This is a genomic window from Streptomyces klenkii, assembly GCF_003626645.1.
GTDB classification, from domain to species: Bacteria; Actinomycetota; Actinomycetes; order Streptomycetales; family Streptomycetaceae; genus Streptomyces; species Streptomyces klenkii.
In genome coordinates this window covers 709,214-729,953 of sequence record NZ_RBAM01000001.1, presented here as the reverse complement: position 1 = coordinate 729,953, position 20,740 = coordinate 709,214, and the positions used below count along the sequence as shown (strand labels likewise).

Sequence of the window (20,740 nt, the reverse complement as noted above, 5' to 3'; positions counted from 1 at the left end):
CCCGCCCCGGGGTGATCCGCCGGCCGCGTCCCCCAACCGACGAAAGCGCTCGAGATCCGGGAGTGATGGTGACCCTCCACACAGATGACTACGCGATCGATCCGCCCGCCGACACGGCCGCCGCCCTGAGAGGGCTCACCCTCCCCGGCGTGTTCGAGGCCGCCGCGGCTTCCGCCCCCGATGCGGTGGCCGTCGTCGACGGGGACCGCTCGTGGACATGGCAGGAGTGGCGGGCGGACGTCGCCGCGATGGCCCGCGGCCTCCAGGAGTCGGGCGTCGCGCCCGGCGACGTGGTCGCGGTGCGGCTGCCGAACTGCTGGGAGTTCGAGACCCTGCACCTGGCCGTCGCGGCCGTCGGAGCGGTGCTGCTGCCCGTCCACCACGGCACCCCGGACGCCGACGTCCACGCGCTGCTGACCCGCGCGGAACCCGTCCTCCTCGTCCTCGCGGGCCCCGGCGACGAGGCCGCGGCGACGGCCCGTGCGCTGCTGCGCGACGTGCCGTCGCTGCGGGTCGTACTGACGGCGGGTACGGGCGGGGCCGACGGGACAGGCGGGGTAGCAAGGGCGGGCGGGACAGGTCCCGGGGAGCCGGAAGTCATCCCGCTGGACGACCTGCTGACGGACTGGAAGGGCGCCGGGCCCCAGCCGGTGGACGTCACCCCGGAGATGCCCCTCGTCCTCGTCCCCTCGTCGGGGACGACGTCGGACCGGCCGAAGCTCTGCGTGCACAGCCACGACGGTCTCCTGTCGAACACCGCCGCGGTCACCGCCGAGGCCGCGGACACCTTCCGCGGCCCGGTCATCACCGCCTGCCCGCTGTCCCACCTGTTCGGCCTGCAATCCCTCCACGCGGCGCTGCTCACCGCCTGCGATCAGGTGCTACTCACCGGCTGGGACCCTGATCGCTTCCTGGAACTGGCGCGGCGGCACGGTCCGGGTGTCGTCTTCGCGGTGCCCGCCCAGCTGCACGACCTCGTCGCCCGGCTCGCCGCAACGGGCGAGCCCGCCGGTTTCCTGCCGCGCGAGGTGCGCACGGCGGGAGCCCCCGTTCCCCCCGCGCTCGCCGCGGAGGTCGAGGCCGCCCTGGGCTGCGGCCTCACCGTGGTGTGGGGGATGTCCGAGATCGGCACCGGCACCTGCACCCGGGCCGCTGACCCCTTCGGCGGCGTGGGCCGGCCGGTGAACGGCTCCGGGGTGCGCGTCGTCGACGAGCACGGCGCGGTGTGCCCGGCGGGCGAGAGGGGCGAACTACAGTTCCGCGGCCCGGGCCTGTTCCGCGGGTACTTCCGCGAGCCGGAGCTGACGCGCTCCGCCCTCACCGAGGACGGCTGGCTGCGCACCGGCGACCTCGCGGACATCGGCGCGGACGGCCGGGTGGTCCTGCACGGCCGGGCGACCGAGCTGATCAACGTGGGCGGCCGGAAGGTCAGCGCCACCGAGGTCCAGGATCTCCTGGCGAACGTCACGGGGCTGGGCCCCCTGGCCGTGGTCGGCGCCCCGGACCCCCGGCTCGGCGAGTACCCGTGCCTGGTCGTGACCGACCGCGCGGACCCCGCCATCGGCCTGGCAGAAGTGACGGCGTTCCTGCGCCGGCTCGGGGTCGCCGACCACAAGATCCCCCTGGAGCTGGTCACCGTACGGGCGCTCCCCCTCACCCCCGCCGGAAAGCTCGACCGCCGGGCGCTGGAGCGGCTCCTGGCCGGGACCGAGGCCGCGCCCGCCCCGGCGCGCCCCGGCGCGGCCCCGCCGCAGACGGCCGACGAAGCCCTGGAGCTCGTACGCGACTGCGTCGGCAGGGTGCTCGGGCACGGCGGCGCAGCGCGCCCCTCCTCCCCCGGCTTCTCCCCCGACACCGACTCCCACCACTCCCCTGATTACTCGCCCGATACGGATTTCCGCCGGCTCGGCGTCGATTCCCTCCTCGCGATCCGGCTGCGCAATCTGCTGCGGGAGGAGACCGGACTGCCGCTCCCGACCACTCTGACCTTCGACTTCCCCACTCCGCGGGCCGTCGCGCGCGTGCTGGCCCGGCAGGAGGAGGCGATGGCCGGGGACGCTCCCCCGGCGGCCGCGACCGGCTCCGCCGAACCCGTGGCGATCATCGGCATGGCCTGCCGGCTGCCCGGCGGCGCCGACGCCCCCCGGGCCTTGTGGGACCTGCTCGCCGAGGGGACCGACGCGATGTCGGGCTTCCCCGCCGACCGCGGCTGGGACCTCGACCGGCTCTTCGACGAGGACGCCGACCGCCCCGGCACCACCTACGCCCGGGAAGGCGGCTTCCTCCACGACGCGGGCGGCTTCGACGCGGGCTTCTTCGGCTTGTCCGACCAGGAGGCCGCGGCCACGGACCCGCAGCAGCGGCTGCTCCTCGAAGCGGCCTGGGAGGCCTTCGAACGGGCGGGCATCGACCCGACGGCCCTCAAGGGCTCGCGCACCGGCGTGTTCACCGGAGCCATGCACCGCGACTACGCCGCCGGAGCGCCCCTCGCCCAGGGCGAGTGGGAGGGCATGCTCACCACCGGGACCTCCGCGAGCGCGATCTCCGGGCGCGTCGCGTACACCTACGGGCTGGAGGGCCCCGCCCTGACGGTGGACACCGCCTCCTCGTCCTCCCTCGTCGCCCTGCACCTGGCCTGCCGGTCGCTCCAGTCCGGCGAGTCCACCCTGGCGCTGGCCGGCGGCGTCACCGTCATGGCGTCCCCCACGCCCTTCACCCACTTCTCCCGGCTGCGCGCGCTGTCCCCGGACTCCCGTTCCAAGGCCTACGCGGACGCCGCGAACGGCTCCGCCTGGTCGGAGGGTGCGGGGCTGCTCCTGCTGGAGCGGCTGAGCGACGCCCGGCGCAACGGGCACCGCGTCCTCGCGCTCGTACGCGGCTCCGCCGTGAACCAGGACGGCGCCTCCAGCGGGCTCACCGCACCGAACGGGCCCGCGCAGCAGCGCGTCATCCACCAGGCCTTGGCCGACGCCCGGCTGACGCCGCAGGACGTCGACGCGGTGGAGGGCCACGGCACCGGCACCCCGCTCGGCGACCCGATCGAGGCCCAGGCCCTGCTGGCCACCTACGGCAAGGCGCGCCCCGAGGGGCGGCCGCTGTGGCTCGGGTCGCTGAAGTCGAACATCGGGCACACGCAGGCCGCGGCCGGGATCGCCGGGGTCATCAAAATGGTGCTCGCGATGCGCCACGGCGTCCTGCCCCGGACCCTGCACGTGGACGCGCCGTCGTCGCGGGTGGACTGGTCCGCCGGCTCGGTGCGGCTGCTGACCGAGGCCCGGCCCTGGCCGCGGGAGAACGGACGGACCCGCCGGGCCGGCGTGTCCTCGTTCGGGCTCACCGGCACCAACGCCCACGTGATCCTGGAGGAGGCCCCGGCCGAGGACACTACGAACACCACGGGCACGACGAAGGCAACGGAAGCAGCGGAAGCTACAGGGGCAACGGGGGCTGTGGAGGCCGCGGCGCCGGCCTCGGACGTGGCCGCGCCCTGGGTCCTGTCCGCCCGCAGCCGGACGGCCCTGCGCGCCCAGGCACAGCGGCTGGCCGATCGGGTCGCGGCCGACCTGGGGCTGTCCGCCCAGGACGTCGCCCACTCCCTGGCCACCACCCGCGCCCTGCACCGGCACCGGGCCGTGGTGAGCGGCACCGGCCGCGCGGAGCTGCTGTCCGCGGCGCAGGAGTTCGGCCGCGGCGAGCGGGCCGCGGGCGTCACCCTGGCGGACTCCGCGCCGGGCGGGCTCGCCTTCGTCTTCTCCGGGCAGGGCGGCCAGCGCCCCGGCATGGGGCGCGAGGCCGCCGAGGCGTTCCCCGTCTTCCGGGACGCGCTGCGCGAGGTGTGCGACGTCATGGACCGGATGCTGAAACGGCCGCTCACCTCGGTGATGTGGGCGGCGCCCGACTCCGAGGAGGCGGCCCTCCTCGATGACACCGCCTGGGCCCAGCCGGCGCTGTTCGCGGTCCAGGTCGCCCTGTACCGGCTCGTCGAGTCCTGGGGAATGGTCCCGGACCGCCTGGTGGGGCACTCGCTCGGCGAGATCGCCGCCGCCCACGCGGCGGGCGTGCTCGGCCTGGAGGACGCGTGCGCCCTGGTGGAGGCCCGGGGCAGGCTGATGGGCGCCCTGCCGGTGGGCGGGGCGATGACGGCGGTCCGGATCACGGAGGACGAACTGACGCCGTGGCTCGCCGGGTTGCGGGACACCGTGTCGCTCGCCGCCGTGAACGGGCCGCACTCCCTCGTGCTCTCGGGCGCGCGTGCACCGCTGGCCGCCCTCACCGACCGGCTCAACGCCGCCGGCCACAAGAGCCGGCACCTCGCGGTGAGCATCGCCTCTCACTCCCCGCTCATGGACCCCATGCTCGACGAGTACGGACAGGTCGCCCGTACGCTCTCCTACGCCGCGCCGGCCATTCCCCTGGTCTCGACCCTCACCGGCCGGCCCATGACCGATGACGACGCCCACGACCCCGGCCACTGGGTGCGGCACATACGGCAGCCCGTGCGCTTCAAGACCGTGATCGACCGGCTCCGGGACGAGCGCGTCACCGGGTTCCTGGAACTGGGCCCCACCCCGCAGCTCACTCCGATGATCGACGAGTGCCTGGCGTCCGCGACCCCGGACGCCGGGGCCACCGTCGTGCCGGCCCTGGACACCGGAGCGGGCGAGCGTCAGTCCTTGCTCACCGCTGCCGCCCGCATGCACGCCCACGGCGTGTCCGTTGACTGGCGCGCGGTGCTGCCCGCGGCTCGCACTGTCTCCTTGCCGACCTATCCCTTCCAGCGCCGGCACTTCTGGCTGGCGTACGCTCCGGCGGATTCGGTGGCGATCGGGGGCGGTGCGGGCGGCTGGAGCGGTGCGACGGCCGCCGGCGGCGGGTCCGTTGACGGCAGGTCCGTTGACGGAGCGGATGAGCCGCCGGCCCTGGCCGCCCGGCTGTCCGGCCTCGACGGTCCCGAACAGGACGCGCTGGTCCTGGCCCTGGTCCTCGCCGAGGTCTCCGCCGCCCTCGGCGGCCGGGAGACGCGCAGCGACGAGGGCGGCCGGACGTTCAAGAGCATGGGCATCAACTCGGTGAACGCGGTCGAGCTGCGCAACCGGCTCATCGCGGCCACGGAGGTGAAGCTCCCCTCCACGCTCGTGTACGACCACCCGACGCCGGATGCCGTCGTAAGGCTCGTACGCGAGCAGCTCGCGACTCCGGGGCCTGCGCGCGACGCGGCTTCGATCGTGGCCGAGTTGGAGGCACTGCTCGCGTCCGGCGCCACGCTCTCCCCCGAGACGTCGGCACGCTTGAAAGCCGCGGCGGCCGGAGGCGCCATCGAGGCGCCTGCGGCAGGCGCGGCAGGCGCGCTCGACTTGGAGTCGCTGGAGTCGGCAAGCGACGACGACCTGTTCCGCCTGTTGGACGGCACCGGATGACATGCGGGCCCCCGCCCGTTGTCCGTTGTCCGTCCTCAGCACCAGCTCCGGCTCCAGTTCCAGGACCGGCACCAGCACCAGCACCAGCACCAGCACCACATACTCATTCGCAGGAGATCGCATGAGCGGGCTCGCTCGGCCCATCGCCGCCCGGACGACCGGGGACATCATGATCGAGGCTGACGGCGTCAGCAAGGTCTTCGGTTCCGTACGCGCGCTGGACTCGGTGAGCGTATCCGCGCGCCGGGGAACCGTACTGGCCCTCCTCGGGCACAACGGCGCGGGCAAGACCACGCTCGTCAACGTCCTCGTCGCCGCCCTGCCACCGAGCTCGGGCCGGGCGGCGGTGGCCGGCTTCGACGTCGTGCGCCAGCCGTGGGAAGTACGCAAACGGGTCGGTCTGACCGGCCAGTTCGCCTCGGTCGACGCCCAGCTCTCCGGGCGGGACAACCTCGTCCTGCTGGCCCGGCTGCTCGGTGCGGACCGCAGGACGGCCCGGGCCAGAGCCGACGAGCTGCTGGAGCTGTTCGGGCTCCAGGACTTCGCGGCGCGCCGGCCTGGCACGTACTCCGGCGGCCTGCGCCGGAGGCTCGACCTGGCCGCGTCCCTCGTCGGCAACCCCGACGTCATCTTCCTCGACGAGCCGACCACCGGCCTGGACCCGTCGAGCCGGCTGAACCTGTGGGAGATCGTGGAGGGGCTCGTCTCCCAAGGCACCACGGTCCTGCTCACGACGCAGTACCTCGACGAGGCGGACCGCCTCGCCGACTCCATCACCGTGCTCTCCGCCGGCGCGGTGATCGCGAGCGGTACCGCCGCCGAGCTCAAGGCCACGGTGGGTCAGCGCACGGTGACGGTGACCCCGGACGCCGCGGCCGACCCGGCCGTGGCCTGCGCCGCCGTGCGGCGGGCGGGCCTGGAGCCGGTGGTGGACCGCGAGAACGGCACCATCGTCGTCGTCATCGAGGCCTCGAAGGACATCGCGGTCGTGCTCCGGGCCCTCGACCAAGTGGGGGTCGAGGCGACGGAGCTGACCTTCGGCGAACCGACCCTCGACGACGTGTACCTCACCCTGGCGGACCGGAGCAGCGGTATCGCTGCTCCGGGCGCCGGGACCTCGTGAATCGCTCCCACCACGTGAATCGCCTTGTGAATCGCTACGTAAACCACCACGTGGATCACTCACGCACATCGCTCAACGCACAGATCGTGGAGACTCCATGACCACACCACAACTCGTCGGAAAACCGAACTCAGCACCGCCGCCGGCCCCGGAAGACACTCCGGGGCCGGCGGTCGCATGGGACGGCAGTCCGTTCCTCACCCAGATCCAAGTGCTCACCGGCCGGTCGTTGCGGGCACTGGCGACCGATCCCAGCGTGATCCTCTTCAGCCTCGCGCAGCCGGCGATCATCCTGTTCATGCTGACGCAGGTGTTCAGCGGAATGGGCCTGCCACCACACTTCCCCGAAGGGGTCCGCTATCTCGACTTCGTGATGCCCGCGGTCCTGGTGGACAACGCGGTGCACTCCGCGATCCAGTCCGGGATCGGGGTGGTGGACGACCTCAAGAACGGCATGGTCGCCCGGCTGCGCTCCCTCCCCGTCCATCCCAGTTCGCTCCTCATCGCCCGCAGCCTGGCGAACCTGGTCCGCGCCGCGATCCAGATCGCGGTCGTCATCGTGCTGGCCGTCACCGTTCTCGGCTACTCCCCCAAGGGCGGCGCGGGGAAGCTGCTCGCGTCGGCCGGGCTGACGCTCTTCCTTGCCTGGAGCCTGGGGTGGGTGTTCATCGCGGCCGCCGCGTGGCTGCGGCGGGCGGAGCCCATGCAGAACCTCGCGGTCATCGCGATCTTCCCCCTGATGTTCGCTTCGAGCGCCTACGTCCCGGTCGACGACCTGCCCGCGTGGCTGGGCGCGGTCGCCCGGGCCAACCCGCTGACCTACGCGATCGACACGACGCGCGCGCTCGCGCTGGACCTGCCCGGCACCGGGTCCCTGCTCCCCGCGGTGCTCATCAGCGCGGGTCTCGCCGTCGTGGGCGGCTGGCTCGCGGTCGTGGGGTTCCGCCGTCCTCTCACGTCCTGACGGTTTCTCTTCGTCTTTCTGACGGCGCACAGCGAAGCGGCCCGTACCGGGAAACATCCGGTACGGGCCGCTTCGTCGTGCGTGTCTGGTCAGGACGGGTCGGGGTCGGAGAGTCCGAGCTCGTTGTCCAGGAGGTCGAACACCTCGTCGTCGGATGCGGAGTCGAAGTCGAACTCCTCCTCTTCCGAAGCGCCTTCCCGGCCGGCTCCCGCACCGGCGTCCCGTAGGGCACCCCACTTCGCCATGAGCACTTCCAGGCGACCGGCTATCTGCCCGTGTGCCTCGTCAGTGACGTCGAGTCCGCCGAACGCCTTCTCCAGCCTGTCGAGCTCACCGAGGATCGCCTCCGGGCCGGACACCGGCTCGGGTGCGATCCGGGTCAGAAGGTGGTCGACGAGTTCCGCGGGCGTCGGGTAGTCGAAGAGCAGCGTCGCGGGGAGCCGGACCCCGGCGAGAGCGCTCAGCCCATTGCGGAGCTCGATCGCGGTGAGGGAGTCGAAGCCGAGGTCCTGGAAGGCCCGGTCCGGGTCGATCTCCGCGGCGCCGTCGTGGCCGAGCACGACCGCGACCTGGCCGCGTACGGTCTCCAGGACGACCTCACGCGCCTCCGTCGCGGACAGCCCGGTCAGGCGCTGTACGAGGCCGGACACGGTCGCCGGGCCGGAGGCCGATGTGCGCAAGGTACGGGTTCGGGTACGGATCAGGCCGCGCAGCAGCGGCTGCGGTTCGCCTTGTGCCCGCAGGGCCGCGAGGTCCAGGCGGACGGGGAGCAGGAACGGTTCTGTAGCCGCGGTAGCGAGGGCGGTGTCGAAGAGGGCGACACCTTCCTCGGCGGACAGGGCCGGCATGCCCGAGCGGGCGAATCGCTGGAGGTCGGCTTCCGTGAGGGTGCCGGTCATGCCGCTGTCCTGCGCCCACGGGCCCCACGCCAGCGATACGGCGGGGAGGCCGTGCGCCCGGCGGTGACGCGCCAAAGCGTCGAGGAAAGCGTTACCCGCTGCGTAGTTCGCCTGACCCGCGCTGCCGAACGTGCCGGCGACGGAAGAGAAGACCACGAACGCGGAGAGGTTCAGATCCCTCGTCGCCTCGTGGAGGTTCCACGCCGCGTCGGCCTTCGGCCGCAGAACGGCCGACAGACGTTCCCCGGTGAGTGAACCGATGACGCCGTCATCGAGGACACCGGCAGTGTGCACGACGGCCGTGACGGGGTGGCGTGCCACCAGTTCCGCTACCGCAGACCTGTCAGTCACGTCGCACGCCTCGACGACGGCAGTCGCGCCATGCAGCTCAAGCTCGGCCACGAGGTCATCAGCGCCTTCGGCGGCCGGGCCACTACGGCTGACCAGGAGCAAGCTCCGTACACCGTGCTCGGTCACCAGGTGCCGGGCGAGAGTCCGGCCCAGGCCTCCCGTTCCGCCGGTGATCAGAACCGTGCCGGAGGCGTTCCAGGGGACATCGGCAGTGGGCTGCGTACCCGCTCGGGCGAGACGGGCCGCAAGAACCTGGCCGTCACGGAACAGCAGCTGAGGCTCGTCGGAAGCGAGTGCCTTCGACAGCAACGTCATGTCGGCTTCGCCGCCGTCCAGGTCCACCAGGCCGAAACGTCCCGGGCTTTCCGACTGCGCGGAACGGATCAGCCCCTGAACTGCGGCGCCGGCGAGGTCCCGACCGGCCGTCGCGCCCCGGGTCACGAACACGAGACGCGAGTCCGCGAACCGGTCATCCGCCAGCCACGACTGCGCCAGATCCAGCGCATGCGCGGTCGCGGCGTGCACGGCCGCCAAGGTGTCGGCGGCATCGAAGGACAGCTCGACCAGTACGACCTCGGGGACGGTCGCCCCGGCCTCGGCGAGGGCGTCCAGATCCGCGTGGGCCGGCAGGGAGAGCCCGTTCAGGAAGCCCTTGGTGTCCTCGCCGAGTACCGCAAGCGAACCGACGGACTCGTCGGTGAGCTCGATGCGAGTCCAGTCGAGGGTGAAGAGGGAGTCCCGGCCGCCGCCCGGCCGCAACTGGTCGGCGGCGATCGGACGTACGACGAGCGAGTTCACGGAGGCGACCGGCGTTCCGGCCGCATCGGTGATCGCGATCGACAGACCGTCCTCGGCGGGGCTCAGGCGCACCCGCACCTGCGAGGCGCCGGAGGCGTGCAGTGACACCCCCGTCCACGAGAACGGGACAGCGCCGTCGGTCGCCCCCGCGCCCACCATTGACGCATGGAGTGCGGCGTCGAAGAGGGCCGGGTGCAGGCCGTACGCACTGCCGTCGACGCCCTGGGGAAGCCGGACCTCGGCGAACACGTCTTCGCCGAGCTTCCAGACTGCTTCGAGTCCTTGGAACGCCGGGCCGTAAGAGAATCCGGAGTCCGCGAACTGCTCGTAGCAGTCGGTCACATCGACGGGATCAGCGCCCGTGGGAGGCCAAGTCGTGGTGTCGAACGTCGACGGTTCGGCGCCCGTGGTCAGTGAGCCGCTGGCGTGGAGCGTCCACGGCTCCTCGCCCTCACGCGAGTGCACCGCCACGGCTCGGCGACCGGCATCATCCGGCTCGCCGACCCACACCTGCACCTGCACACCGCCACCCGAAGCCGGCAGGACGAGAGGTGCAGCAAGCGTGAGTTCCTCCAGCACATCGCAACCGACCTCATCGGCCGCCCGCAGGGCCAGTTCCACCAGTGCCGTGCCGGGCACCAGCGCGGAACCCATCACCACGTGGTCTGCAAGCCACGCATGCGACGACGTCGAGAGCCGGCCCGTGAAGAGCAGACCGCCGGAGCCGGCCAGTTCCACCGCCGCACCCAGCAGCGGGTGCCCCGCCGAGCCCAGACCCGCGAACCGCACGTCCCCTGCTCGCGCCGCTCCGCCCGAGGGCCAGAACCGCTCACGCTGGAACGCGTACGTCGGCAGGTCCACCTGCCGGGTACTCGCACCCGTACCGGCGAACATAGCCGCCCAGTCCACCCCGACACCCTGAACGTACAGCTGAGCCAGGGCTCCGATGACGGCCGGCTCCTCGTCCCTGTTCTTGCGCAGGACGGGAACCGGAGACGCCCCTTCGGGCAGGGTTTCCCGGGCCATGGCCGACAGGACGCCGTCCGGGCCGATCTCCAGGAAGCGCGTCACGCCCTCGGCGTCCAGAGCCCGCACCCCGTCCGCGAACCGTACGGCCTCGCGGACGTGGCGGACCCAGTAGTCCGCCGAGGACAGCTGGCCGGGCTCGGCGAGCCGGCCCGTCAGGTTGGAGACGACCGGCACCGCCGGCTCAGCGAAGGACAAGCCCGCCACCACCGCGCGGAAGTCCTCCAGCATCGGCTCCATCAAGGGTGAATGGAAGGCGTGCGACACACGCAACCTGCTGGTCCGGCGCCCCTCGCCTGCAAAGTGCGCCCGGACCGCTTCGACAGCGTCCTCCTTGCCGGAGACCACCAGCGACGACGGACCGTTCACCGCCGCGATCGACACTTCCTGAGTCAGGTAGGGGAGCACTTCGGCCTCTTCCGCCTGGACGGCGACCATCGCGCCGCCCGCGGGCAGGGCCTGCATCAAGCGGCCCCGCGCCGCCACCAGCGCGCAAGCGTCGCCCAGAGAGAGCACACCGGCGACATGTGCGGCCGCGATCTCACCGACCGAGTGACCGGCCACGTACTCCGGCCGCACGCCCCAGGATGCCAGCAGGCGATAGAGGGCGACCTCGATCGCGAAGAGCCCGGCCTGGGCGTATGCAGTCCGGTTCAGCAGTTCCGCATCGTCTCCCCAGACCACGTCCCGCAGCGGGCGCTCCAGGTGTTCGTCCAGGCCCGCGCACACCGCGTCGAAGGCCTCGACGAAGACGGCGTACCGGTCGTACAGCTCCCGGCCCATCCCCAGCCGCTGCGAACCCTGACCCGAGAACAAGAACGCCGACTTCCCGGCACTCGCCGCACCCACGGCCACACCCGGGCCGCTCTCGCCGGCCGCGACCGCCGACAGGGCGCGCACCACGTCGCTGCGGTCCGTACCCCACACCACCGCGCGGTGAGTGAAGCTCGACCGGCCCCTCGCCAATGAGTACCCAAAATCGGCATCCCGCAGGTCGGGCTCATCATCGAGGTGGGACAGCAGTCGTGCGGCCTGGGCTCGCAAGGCCGTCTCCGACTTGCCGGACACGACCAACGGCACGAGCCTGCCCATGTCCGCCGCCTCCCGAGCCTCAGTCGGCTCAGGCTCGGGCTCGGTCTCCGGCTCGGGCTGTTCCAGGATCACGTGCGCGTTCGTCCCGCTGATCCCGAACGACGAGACACCGGCGCGCCGCGGCCCGTCGCCCTCCGGCCAAGCGGCCGGCTCGGTCAGCAGCTCCACCGCCCCCGCGCTCCAGTCGACATGGCTCGACGGCGCGTCGACGTGCAAGGTGCGCGGAAGCTCACCGTGGCGCATCGCCATCACCATCTTGATCACACCCGCAACGCCCGAAGCAGCCTGGGTGTGCCCGATGTTGGACTTCACCGAGCCCAGCAGCAGCGGACGGTCCTCGGGACGGTCCTGTCCGTACGTGGCCAGGAGTGCCTGGGCCTCGATCGGGTCGCCTAGTGTCGTACCCGTGCCATGCGCCTCCACCGCGTCGACATCCGCCGCCGACAGGCCCGCACTCGCCAGGGCCTGCCGGATCACCCTCTGCTGAGAGGGGCCGTTGGGAGCAGTGAGGCCATTGGAAGCACCGTCCTGGTTCACGGCACTGCCTCGCACCGTCGCCAGGATCCGGTGACCGTTGCGGCGTGCATCCGACAGGCGCTCCAGCACCAGCATGCCGACGCCTTCGCCCCAGCCGACACCGTCAGCCGCGTCCGAGAACGCCTTGCAGCGCCCGTCCGCCGACAGTCCCCGCTGCCGCGAGAACTCCACGAACGTCGTCGGCGTCGACATCACCGTCACACCGCCGGCAAGCGCCAGCGAGCACTCACCCGACCGCAACGACTGCGCCGCCAGATGCATTGCTACGAGGGAGGACGAGCACGCGGTGTCGACCGTGACCGCGGGGCCCTCGAAGCCGAAGGTGTACGACACCCGGCCCGACGCCACACTGCCTGCGCTGCCGTTGCCCTGGTGCCCCTCGAACTCGGGTCCGGAGAAGAGGCTGGCGTAGTCGTTGTACATGACGCCCGCGAAGACACCGGTCCGGCTGCCGCGCAGGGTCGCCGGGTCGATCCCGGCACGCTCGATCGCCTCCCAGGTCGACTCCAGCAGCAGACGCTGCTGCGCGTCCGTCGCCAACGCCTCCCGGGGACTCATCCCGAAGAACGCCGGGTCGAACTCGGCCGCCTCCTTCAGGAACCCGCCCGCGCGGGTATAGCTCGTTCCTGTGTGCTCGGGGTCGGGGTTGTAGAGCGCCTCCACGTCCCAGCCACGGTCCTCCGGGAAGCCGGATACGGCGTCCACACCGTCCGACACCAGCCGCCACAACTCCTCCGGCGAGGTGACGCCGCCGGGGTAGCGGCAGCTCATCCCGACGATCACCACAGGGTCGTCGGCGACGACCGCCGATGCCGCCATCGGCGTCGGCATCTCCGTCTCCGTCGCCGACTCCGCGCCGAACAGCTCGTCCAGCAGGAAGCCCACCAGCGCATTCGCCGTCGGGTAGTCGAACACAGCCGTCGCCGGCAGCCGCAGACCGGTCACCTCGTTCATCCGGTTGCGCAGCTCGACGGCCGTCAGGGAGTCGAAGCCGAGGTCCTGGAAGGCCCGGTCCGGGTCGATCTCCGCGGATCCGGCGTGTCCGAGGACCGTCGCGATCCGGCTGCGTACGACGTCCAGCAGTGCCTCACGCCTGTCCGCTGCGGACAGTCCGGTCAGACGCTGCACAAGGGCGGATACGGTCGCGAGGCTGGAGGCCGAGGTGCGCCGGGTACGGGTACGGATCAGACCGCGCAGCAGCGGCTGCGGCTCGCCTTGTGCCCGCAGGGCCGTGAGGTCCAGGCGGACGGGGAGCAGGAACGGTTCGGTCGCCGCGGTAGCGAGGGCGGTGTCGAAGAGGGCGACGCCCTCCTCAGCCGACAGGGCCGGCATGCCCGAACGGGCAATGCGTCGAAGATCGGCTTCCGTGAGCGTGCTGGTCATGCCACTGTCCTGCGCCCAGGGGCCCCACGCCAGCGATACGGCGGGGAGGCCGTGCGCCCGGCGGTGACGCGCCAAGGCATCGAGGAAGGCATTGCCCGCCGCGTAGTTCGCCTGGCCCGCGCTGCCGAACGTACCGGCGACGGAGGAGAAGACCACGAACGCGGAGAGGTCCATGTCCCTCGTCGCCTCATGCAGATTCCACGCCGCGTCGACCTTCGGCCGCAGAACAGCCGACAGACGATCCCCGGTCAGCGAACCGATGACGCCGTCATCGAGGACACCGGCAGTGTGCACGACGGCGGTGACGGGGTGCCGGGAAAGCAGTTCTTCCACAGCAGCCCTGTCCGTCACATCGCACGCCTCGACACTCACATCGACGCCCAGCTCGGCCACGAGATCCTCGGCGCCGTCCGCGGCGAGACCGCTGCGGCTGACCAGGACCAGGCTCCGCACACCGTGCTCGACGACCAGGTGCCGGGCGAGGGTCCGTCCCAGGCCTCCCGTTCCGCCGGTAATCAGAACCGTGCCGGAAGCGTTCCAGGGGACATCAGCAGTGTCCTGCGACTCCACCCGGGCGAGACGGGCCGCGAGGGCCCGGCCTTCGCGGAACAGCAGCTGAGGCTCGTCGGAAGCGAGTGCCTTCGACAGCAACGTCGTGTCGGCTTCGCCGCCGTCCAGGTCCACCAAGCCGAAGCGTCCCGGACTCTCGGCCTGAGCCGTACGGATCAGGCCGTGGACCGCGGCACCGGCGAGATCGTCGCCGGAGACCGCGCCCCGGGTCACGAACACCAGACGCGAGTCCGCGAACCGCTCGTCCGCCAGCCACGACTGCGCCAGATCCAACGCATGGGCAGTCTCTGCGTGCACGGCCTCCACCGTGCCGGCGGTCCCGGCAGAGGCCGGGACGAGCACGACGTCGGGGATGCCGGCTTCTGCGAGGGCGTCAAGATCCGCGTGGCTCGGCAGGGCGAGCCCGTTCAGGAGGCCCTGGGTGTCCTCGCCGAGTACCGCAAGCGAACCGACCGGGTCACCGGAGAGCCCGATGCGGGTCCAATCGAGCGTGAACAGAGAGTCCCGGTCCGCGGTCCGCAGTTGCTCTGCAGAGAGCGGGCGTACGGTCAGCGCCTCCACCGAAGCCACCGGCATGCCGGCCGCGTCCACCATCGCGATCGCCAGACCGCCGTCAACGTCCCGGATGCGGACGCGAAGGTGCGAGGCGCCGGAGGCGTGCAGTGACACCCCGCTCCACGAGAACGGGACAGCGCCATCGGTCGCTCCCGCGCCTGCCATCGACGCGTGGAGTGCGGCGTCGAAGAGGGCCGGGTGCAGGCCGTACGCGCCACCGTCGACGCCCTGGGGAAGCCGGACCTCGGCGAACACGTCGTCGCCGAGCTTCCAGACGGCTTCGAGGCCCTGGAAGGCCGGGCCGTATTGGAATCCGGATTCTGCGAACTGCTCGTAGCAGCCCGACACGTCAATGGATTCAGCGCCCGTGGGAGGCCAGGTTGTGGTGTCGAAGGGCAGGGGTACGGCTCCGCTGATCACGGCGCCGCTGGCGTGCAGCGTCCACGGCTCCTCGCCCTCACGTGAGTGCACGGCCACGGCTCGGCGACCGGCATCATCCGGCTCGCCGACCCACACCTGCACCTGAATACCGCCACCGGAAGCCGGCAGGACAAGAGGTGCAGCGAGCGTCAGCTCCTCCAGCGCATCGCAACCGACCTCATCAGCCGCCCGTAGGACCAGTTCCACCAGTGCCGTGCCCGGCACCAGCGCGGAACCCATCACCACGTGGCCCGCAAGCCACGCATGCGACGACGTCGACAGCCGACCTGTGAAGAGCAGACCGCCCGAGCCCGCCAGCTCCACTGCCGCACCCAGCAACGGATGCCCCGCCGAACCCAGACCCGCAAACCGCACATCACCAGAGCGCGCCGCTCCGCCCGAAGGCCAGAACCGCTCACGCTGGAACGCATACGTCGGCAGGTCCACCCACCGAGCACCCGTGCTCATGCCCGTACCGGCGAACACAGCCGCCCAATCCACCGGCACACCCCGGACATACAGCTGAGCCAGGGCCGTGAGCAGCGTTTGTTCCTCGGCGCGGCTCTTGCGCAGTACGGGGGCGAATACGGCGTCGTCCGGCGCGGACTCCGCGGCAAGTGCGGAGAGGGCGCCGTCGGGGCCGAGCTCCAGGAACAAGGTCACGCCCTGTGCCCTCAACGTACGCACGCCATCAGCGAACCGTACGGCCTCGCGGACGTGGCGGACCCAGTACTCCGCCGAGCACAGTTGCTCGGTGGTGGCCGGCTCGCCTGTGACGTTCGAGACGAGCGGAATGCCCGGCGCACGGTACGCCACACGCTCGGCGACCGCGCGGAAATCCTCCAGCATCGGCTCCATCAAGGGTGAATGGAAGGCGTGCGACACACGCAACCTGCTGGTCCGGCGTCCTTCACCCGCGAAGTGCGCCGCGACTGCCAGTACAGCCTCTTCGGCGCCGGAGACCACCACCGACGACGGACCGTTGACCGCCGCGATCGCGACGCCCTCCGTCAGCAGCGGCACCACCTCGGCCTCTCCCGCCTCGATCGCCACCATCGCGCCGCCCGCGGGCAAGGCCTGCATCAGCCGGCCCCGCGCCGCCACCAGCGCACAAGCATCAGGGAGGGAGAAGACACCGGCGACATGGGCTGCCGCGATCTCACCGACGGAGTGGCCCAGCAGATGGTCAGGGCGTACACCCCAGGACTCCACCAGCCGGAACAACGCCACCTCGACCGCGAACAGGCCGGCCTGCGCGTACACCGTCCGGTTCAACAGCTCCGCGTCATCGCCCCAGACCACCTCCCACAGCGGACGCTCCAGGTGCTCGTCCAAGCCCGCGCACACCGCGTCGAAGGCCTCAGCGAACACGGAGAACCGGCCGTACAGCTCCCGGCCCATCCCCAACCGCTGCGAACCCTGACCCGAGAACAAGAACGCACGCTTCCCCGGACGTACCTCGCCTTCCGCCGCGATGCCCTGGTCAGCCCGGCCCTCGGCCAGCGCCGACAGAGAGCGCAGCAGCGTGTCCCGGTCCGCGGACAGCACCACCGCGCGGTGGTGGAAGCCCGAGCGACTCGTTGCCAGTGAGTACGCGACGTCCGTGAGCCGCGTTTCGGGCTCGCGCTCGAGGTAGGACAGCAGCCGTGCCGCCTGGGCCCGCAGCGCGGGCGCGGACTTGCCGGACACCACCAGAGGCGCGAGCCCATCGGCGTCCACCGCCGATTCGCCGGCCTCGGCCGCCTGAGACTCAGGCTCGGTCTCCGGCTCGATCTCCAGCTCGGGCTGTTCCAGGATCACGTGCGCGTTCGTCCCGCTGATCCCGAACGACGAGACACCGGCGCGCCGCGGCCCGTCGCCCTCCGGCCAAGCGGCCGGCTCGGTCAGCAGCTCCACCGCCCCCGCGCTCCAGTCGACATGACTCGACGGCGCGTCGACGTGCAAGGTGCGCGGAAGCTCACCGTGGCGCATCGCCATCACCATCTTGATCACACCCGCAACGCCCGAAGCAGCCTGGGTGTGCCCGATGTTGGACTTCACCGAGCCCAGCAGCAGCGGACGGTCCTCGGGACGGTCCTGCCCGTACGTGGCCAGGAGCGCCTGGGCCTCGATCGGATCACCCAGCGTCGTACCCGTACCGTGCGCCTCGACGACGTCGACGTCCGCGGTGGACAGGCCACCGCTGGCCAGCGCCTGACGAATCACACGCTGCTGCGACGGCCCGTTGGGGGCAGTGAGGCCGTTGGAGGCGCCGTCCTGGTTCACAGCGCTGCCTCGCACCGTCGCCAGAATCCGGTGACCATTCCGGCGCGCGTCCGACAGGCGCTCCAGCACCAGGATGCCGACGCCTTCGGACCAGCCCACGCCGTCGGCGCCGTCGGCGAACGCCTTGCAGCGCCCGTCCGGTGAGAGGCCGCCTTGGCGGGAGAACTCGACGAACGTCAGCGGGGTCGACATCACCGTCACACCACCCGCGAGCGCCAGCGAGCACTCACCGGACCGCAACGACTGCGCCGCGAGATGCAGTGCTACGAGGGAGGACGAGCACGCGGTGTCGACTGTGACAGCTGGGCCTTCGAAGCCGAAGGTGTACGACACCCGGCCCGACGCCACACTGCCCGCACTGCCACTGCCCTGATACCCCTCGAACTCACGCCCGGAGAGCAGCTGGGAGTAGTCGTTGTACATCACGCCGGCGAAGACACCGGTGCGGCTGCCACGCAGGGTCGCCGGGTCGATGCCGGCACGCTCAAGCGCTTCCCAGGTCGACTCCAGCAGCAGACGCTGCTGCGCGTCGGTGGTCAGGGCCTCTCGGGGGCTCATACCGAAGAAGCCGGGGTCGAACTCCCCCGCGTCGTGGAGGAATCCACCGGAGCGAGTGGCGATGGCGCCCTCGCGCTCGGGGTCGTACGTGTCGTCGATCTCCCAGCCGCGGTCGGTCGGGAAGCCGGATACGGCGTCCCCGCCGTCCGACACCAGCCGCCACAGCTCCTCGGGCGAGGTGACGCCGCCGGGGTAGCGGCAGCTCATCCCGACGATGACGACCGGGTCGTCCGTCAGCGGCAGCAGAGCGGGCGCCGGCAGTAGTTCCTCCGTGTCCGTGCCGAACAGTTCGTCGAGAAGGTGGCCCGCCAGGGCTTCGGCGGTCGGGTAGTCGAACACGGCCGTCGCCGACAGCCGCAGACCCGTCGCCTTGCCGAGCCCGTTACGGAGCTCGATCGCGGTGAGCGAGTCGAACCCGAGATCCTGGAAAGCCTTCGCCGCATCGACCGTCTCCGGGCGGGCATGGCCCAGGACCACCGCGACCCGATCGCGTACGAGGTCCAGGAGCACCGCGCGCCGCTCGCCCTCGGCCAGCCCTGCCAAGCGCTGTACGAGTCCGGACGCCGTGGCCGAGCCGGAGGCCGAGGTGCGCAAGGTACGGGTTCGGGTACGGATCAGGCCGCGCAGCAGGGGCTGCGGTTCGCCTTGTGCCCGTAGGGCCGCAAGGTCCAGGCGGACGGGGAGCAGGAACGGTTCGGTGGCGGCAGCGGCGGTGGCGAGCGCGGTGTCAAAAAGGGCGACACCCTCCTCAGCCGACAGGGCCGGCATCCCGGAGCGGGCGATTCGCTGGAGGTCGGCCTCCGTGAGCGTGCTGGTCATGCCGCTGCTCTGCGCCCACGGGCCCCACGCCAGCGATACGGCGGGCAGGCCGTGCGCCAGGCGGTGACGTGCCAAGGCGTCGAGGAAGGCGTTGCCGGCCGCGTAGTTCGCCTGACCGGAGCTCCCGAAGGTGCCGGTCACGGAGGAGAAGACGACGAACGCGTCAAGGTCCATGTCCCGGGTCGCCTCGTGGAGGTTCCAGGCCGCGTCGACCTTCGGTCGCAGAACGGCCGACAGACGTTCCCCGGTGAGTGAACCGATGACGCCGTCATCGAGGACACCGGCGGTGTGTACGACGGCGGTGACGGGGTGGCGTGCCACCAGTTCCGCTACCGCAGACGCGTCGGTTACGTCGCACGCCTCGACGACGGCAGTCGCGCCATGCAGCTCAAGCTCGGCCACAAGGTCATCAGCGCCTTCGGCGGCCGGGCCACTACGGCTGACCAGGACCAGGCTCCGTACGCCGTGTTCGGCGACCAGGTGACGCGCCACCACACGACCGAGACCACCCGTACCACCAGTGATCAAAACCGTGCCGGACGTGTCCCACACCGTATCGACGGCGTCCCGGCTCTGCGCTCGCGCAAGGCGCGCGGCCAGGACCTCACCATCACGGACCAGCAGCTGAGGCTCGTCACATGCCAGCGCCTGCGGCAACACCGACACATCAGCATCACCGTCCAGATCCACCAGGACGAAACGCCCCGGGCTCTCCGACTGCGCCGACCGCACCAGACCCCACACCGCAGCCCCGGCCAGATCGTCGCCCGACACCGCACCCCGCGTCACAAACACCAGACGCGAACCCGCAAACCGATCATCCATCAACCACGACTGCACCAGACCCAACGCCCACGCAGCCGCACCATGCACAGATTCCACGGTGTCGGCGGTACCAGCGGCGTGTCCGACCAGTACGGTCTCGGGGACCTCGGTTCCGGTCAGGGTTTCCAGGTCCGTGTACACCCGGAGCGGTTCTCCGGCCGGACCGGAGCCGGACTCGGCGCGTGCGTCCGTAAGGGGCACAGGCGTCCAGTCGAGCGTGAAGAGCGCGTCACGATCGCCGCTCCGCAGCTGGTCGGCGGAGACCGGCCGCAGTATCAGGGAGTCCACGGAGGCGACCGGCGCACCGGCCGAATCGACCATCGCGATCGACATTCCGCTCTCGACGCGGCTGATGCGGATACGGAGGTGTGAGGCGCCGGAGGCATGGAGCGACACCCCGCTCCACGAGAACGGGACACCGCCCTCGTCCCTTCCCCCACCGAACGCCGACGCGTGGAGTGCGGCGTCGAAGAGAGCCGGGTGCAGACCGTACGCACCACCGTCGACGCCCTGGGGAAGCCGGACCTCGGCGAACACGTCGTCGCCGAGCTTCCAGGCGGCCTGGAGGCCCTGGAACGCCGGTCCGTAATGGAATCCGGATTCTGCGAACTGCTCGTAGCAGCCCGACACGTCAATGGATTCAGCGCCTACGGGGGGCCACGTCGTGACGTCGAACGTCAACGGCCGGGGACCCGTGGTCAGCGAGCCACTGGCGTGGAGCGTCCACAGCTCCTCGCCCTCGCGCGAGTGCACCGCCACGGCACGGTGGCCCGAATCATCCGGCTCGCCGACCCACACCTGCACCTGAACACCGCCACCGGAAGCCGGCAGGACAAGGGGTGCAGCGAGCGTGAGCTCCTCCAGCACATCGCAACCAACCTCATCGGCCGCCCGCAGAACCAACTCCACCAGCGCCGTACCCGGCACCAGCACAGAACCCATCACCACATGATCCGCAAGCCACGCATGCGACGACGTCGAGAGACGTCCTGTGAAGAGCAGACCGCCGGAGCCGGCCAGCTCCACTGCCGCACCCAGCAACGGATGCCCCGCCGAGCCCAGACCCGCGAACCGCACATCACCCGACCGCGCCGCACCGCCCGAAGGCCAGAACCGCTCACGCTGGAACGCATACGTC

General features: G+C 71.5%; 4 protein-coding genes (1 of these 4 only partly in view). 3 read left to right on the top strand and 1 reads right to left on the bottom strand.

Annotated elements, in window-relative coordinates:
* The first annotated feature begins 65 nt into the window (after window positions 1-65).
* The 3 genes from D7231_RS02375 to D7231_RS02365 all read left to right on the top strand — a co-directional run bounded on the left by D7231_RS02375 (window position 66) and on the right by D7231_RS02365 (window position 7,504).
* A complete protein-coding gene (locus tag D7231_RS02375) occupies window positions 66-5,417 on the top strand; it encodes a type I polyketide synthase (protein WP_120753189.1) in 5,352 nt (1,783 codons plus the stop codon).
* 121 nt (window positions 5,418-5,538) lie between these two features.
* Window positions 5,539-6,540 carry an ATP-binding cassette domain-containing protein gene (locus D7231_RS02370; protein ID WP_120753188.1) on the top strand — a complete coding sequence of 334 codons (1,002 nt, stop codon included), beginning with the start codon at window positions 5,539-5,541 and terminating at the stop codon, window positions 6,538-6,540.
* Window positions 6,541-6,637: 97 nt separating this feature from the next.
* Window positions 6,638-7,504 carry an ABC transporter permease gene (locus tag D7231_RS02365; RefSeq protein WP_120753187.1) on the top strand — a complete coding sequence of 289 codons (867 nt, stop codon included), beginning with the start codon at window positions 6,638-6,640 and terminating at the stop codon, window positions 7,502-7,504.
* Between the two features lie 89 nt (window positions 7,505-7,593).
* Here the strand turns inward: D7231_RS02365 and D7231_RS02360 are convergent, their stop codons facing one another.
* Window positions 7,594-20,740, bottom strand: partial view of a type I polyketide synthase gene (locus tag D7231_RS02360; protein ID WP_479685687.1) — the 3' end only. It continues 18,671 nt past the right edge of the window; only the last 13,147 of its 31,818 coding nucleotides appear in the window; its start codon lies beyond the right edge, outside the window; it ends in the stop codon at window positions 7,594-7,596.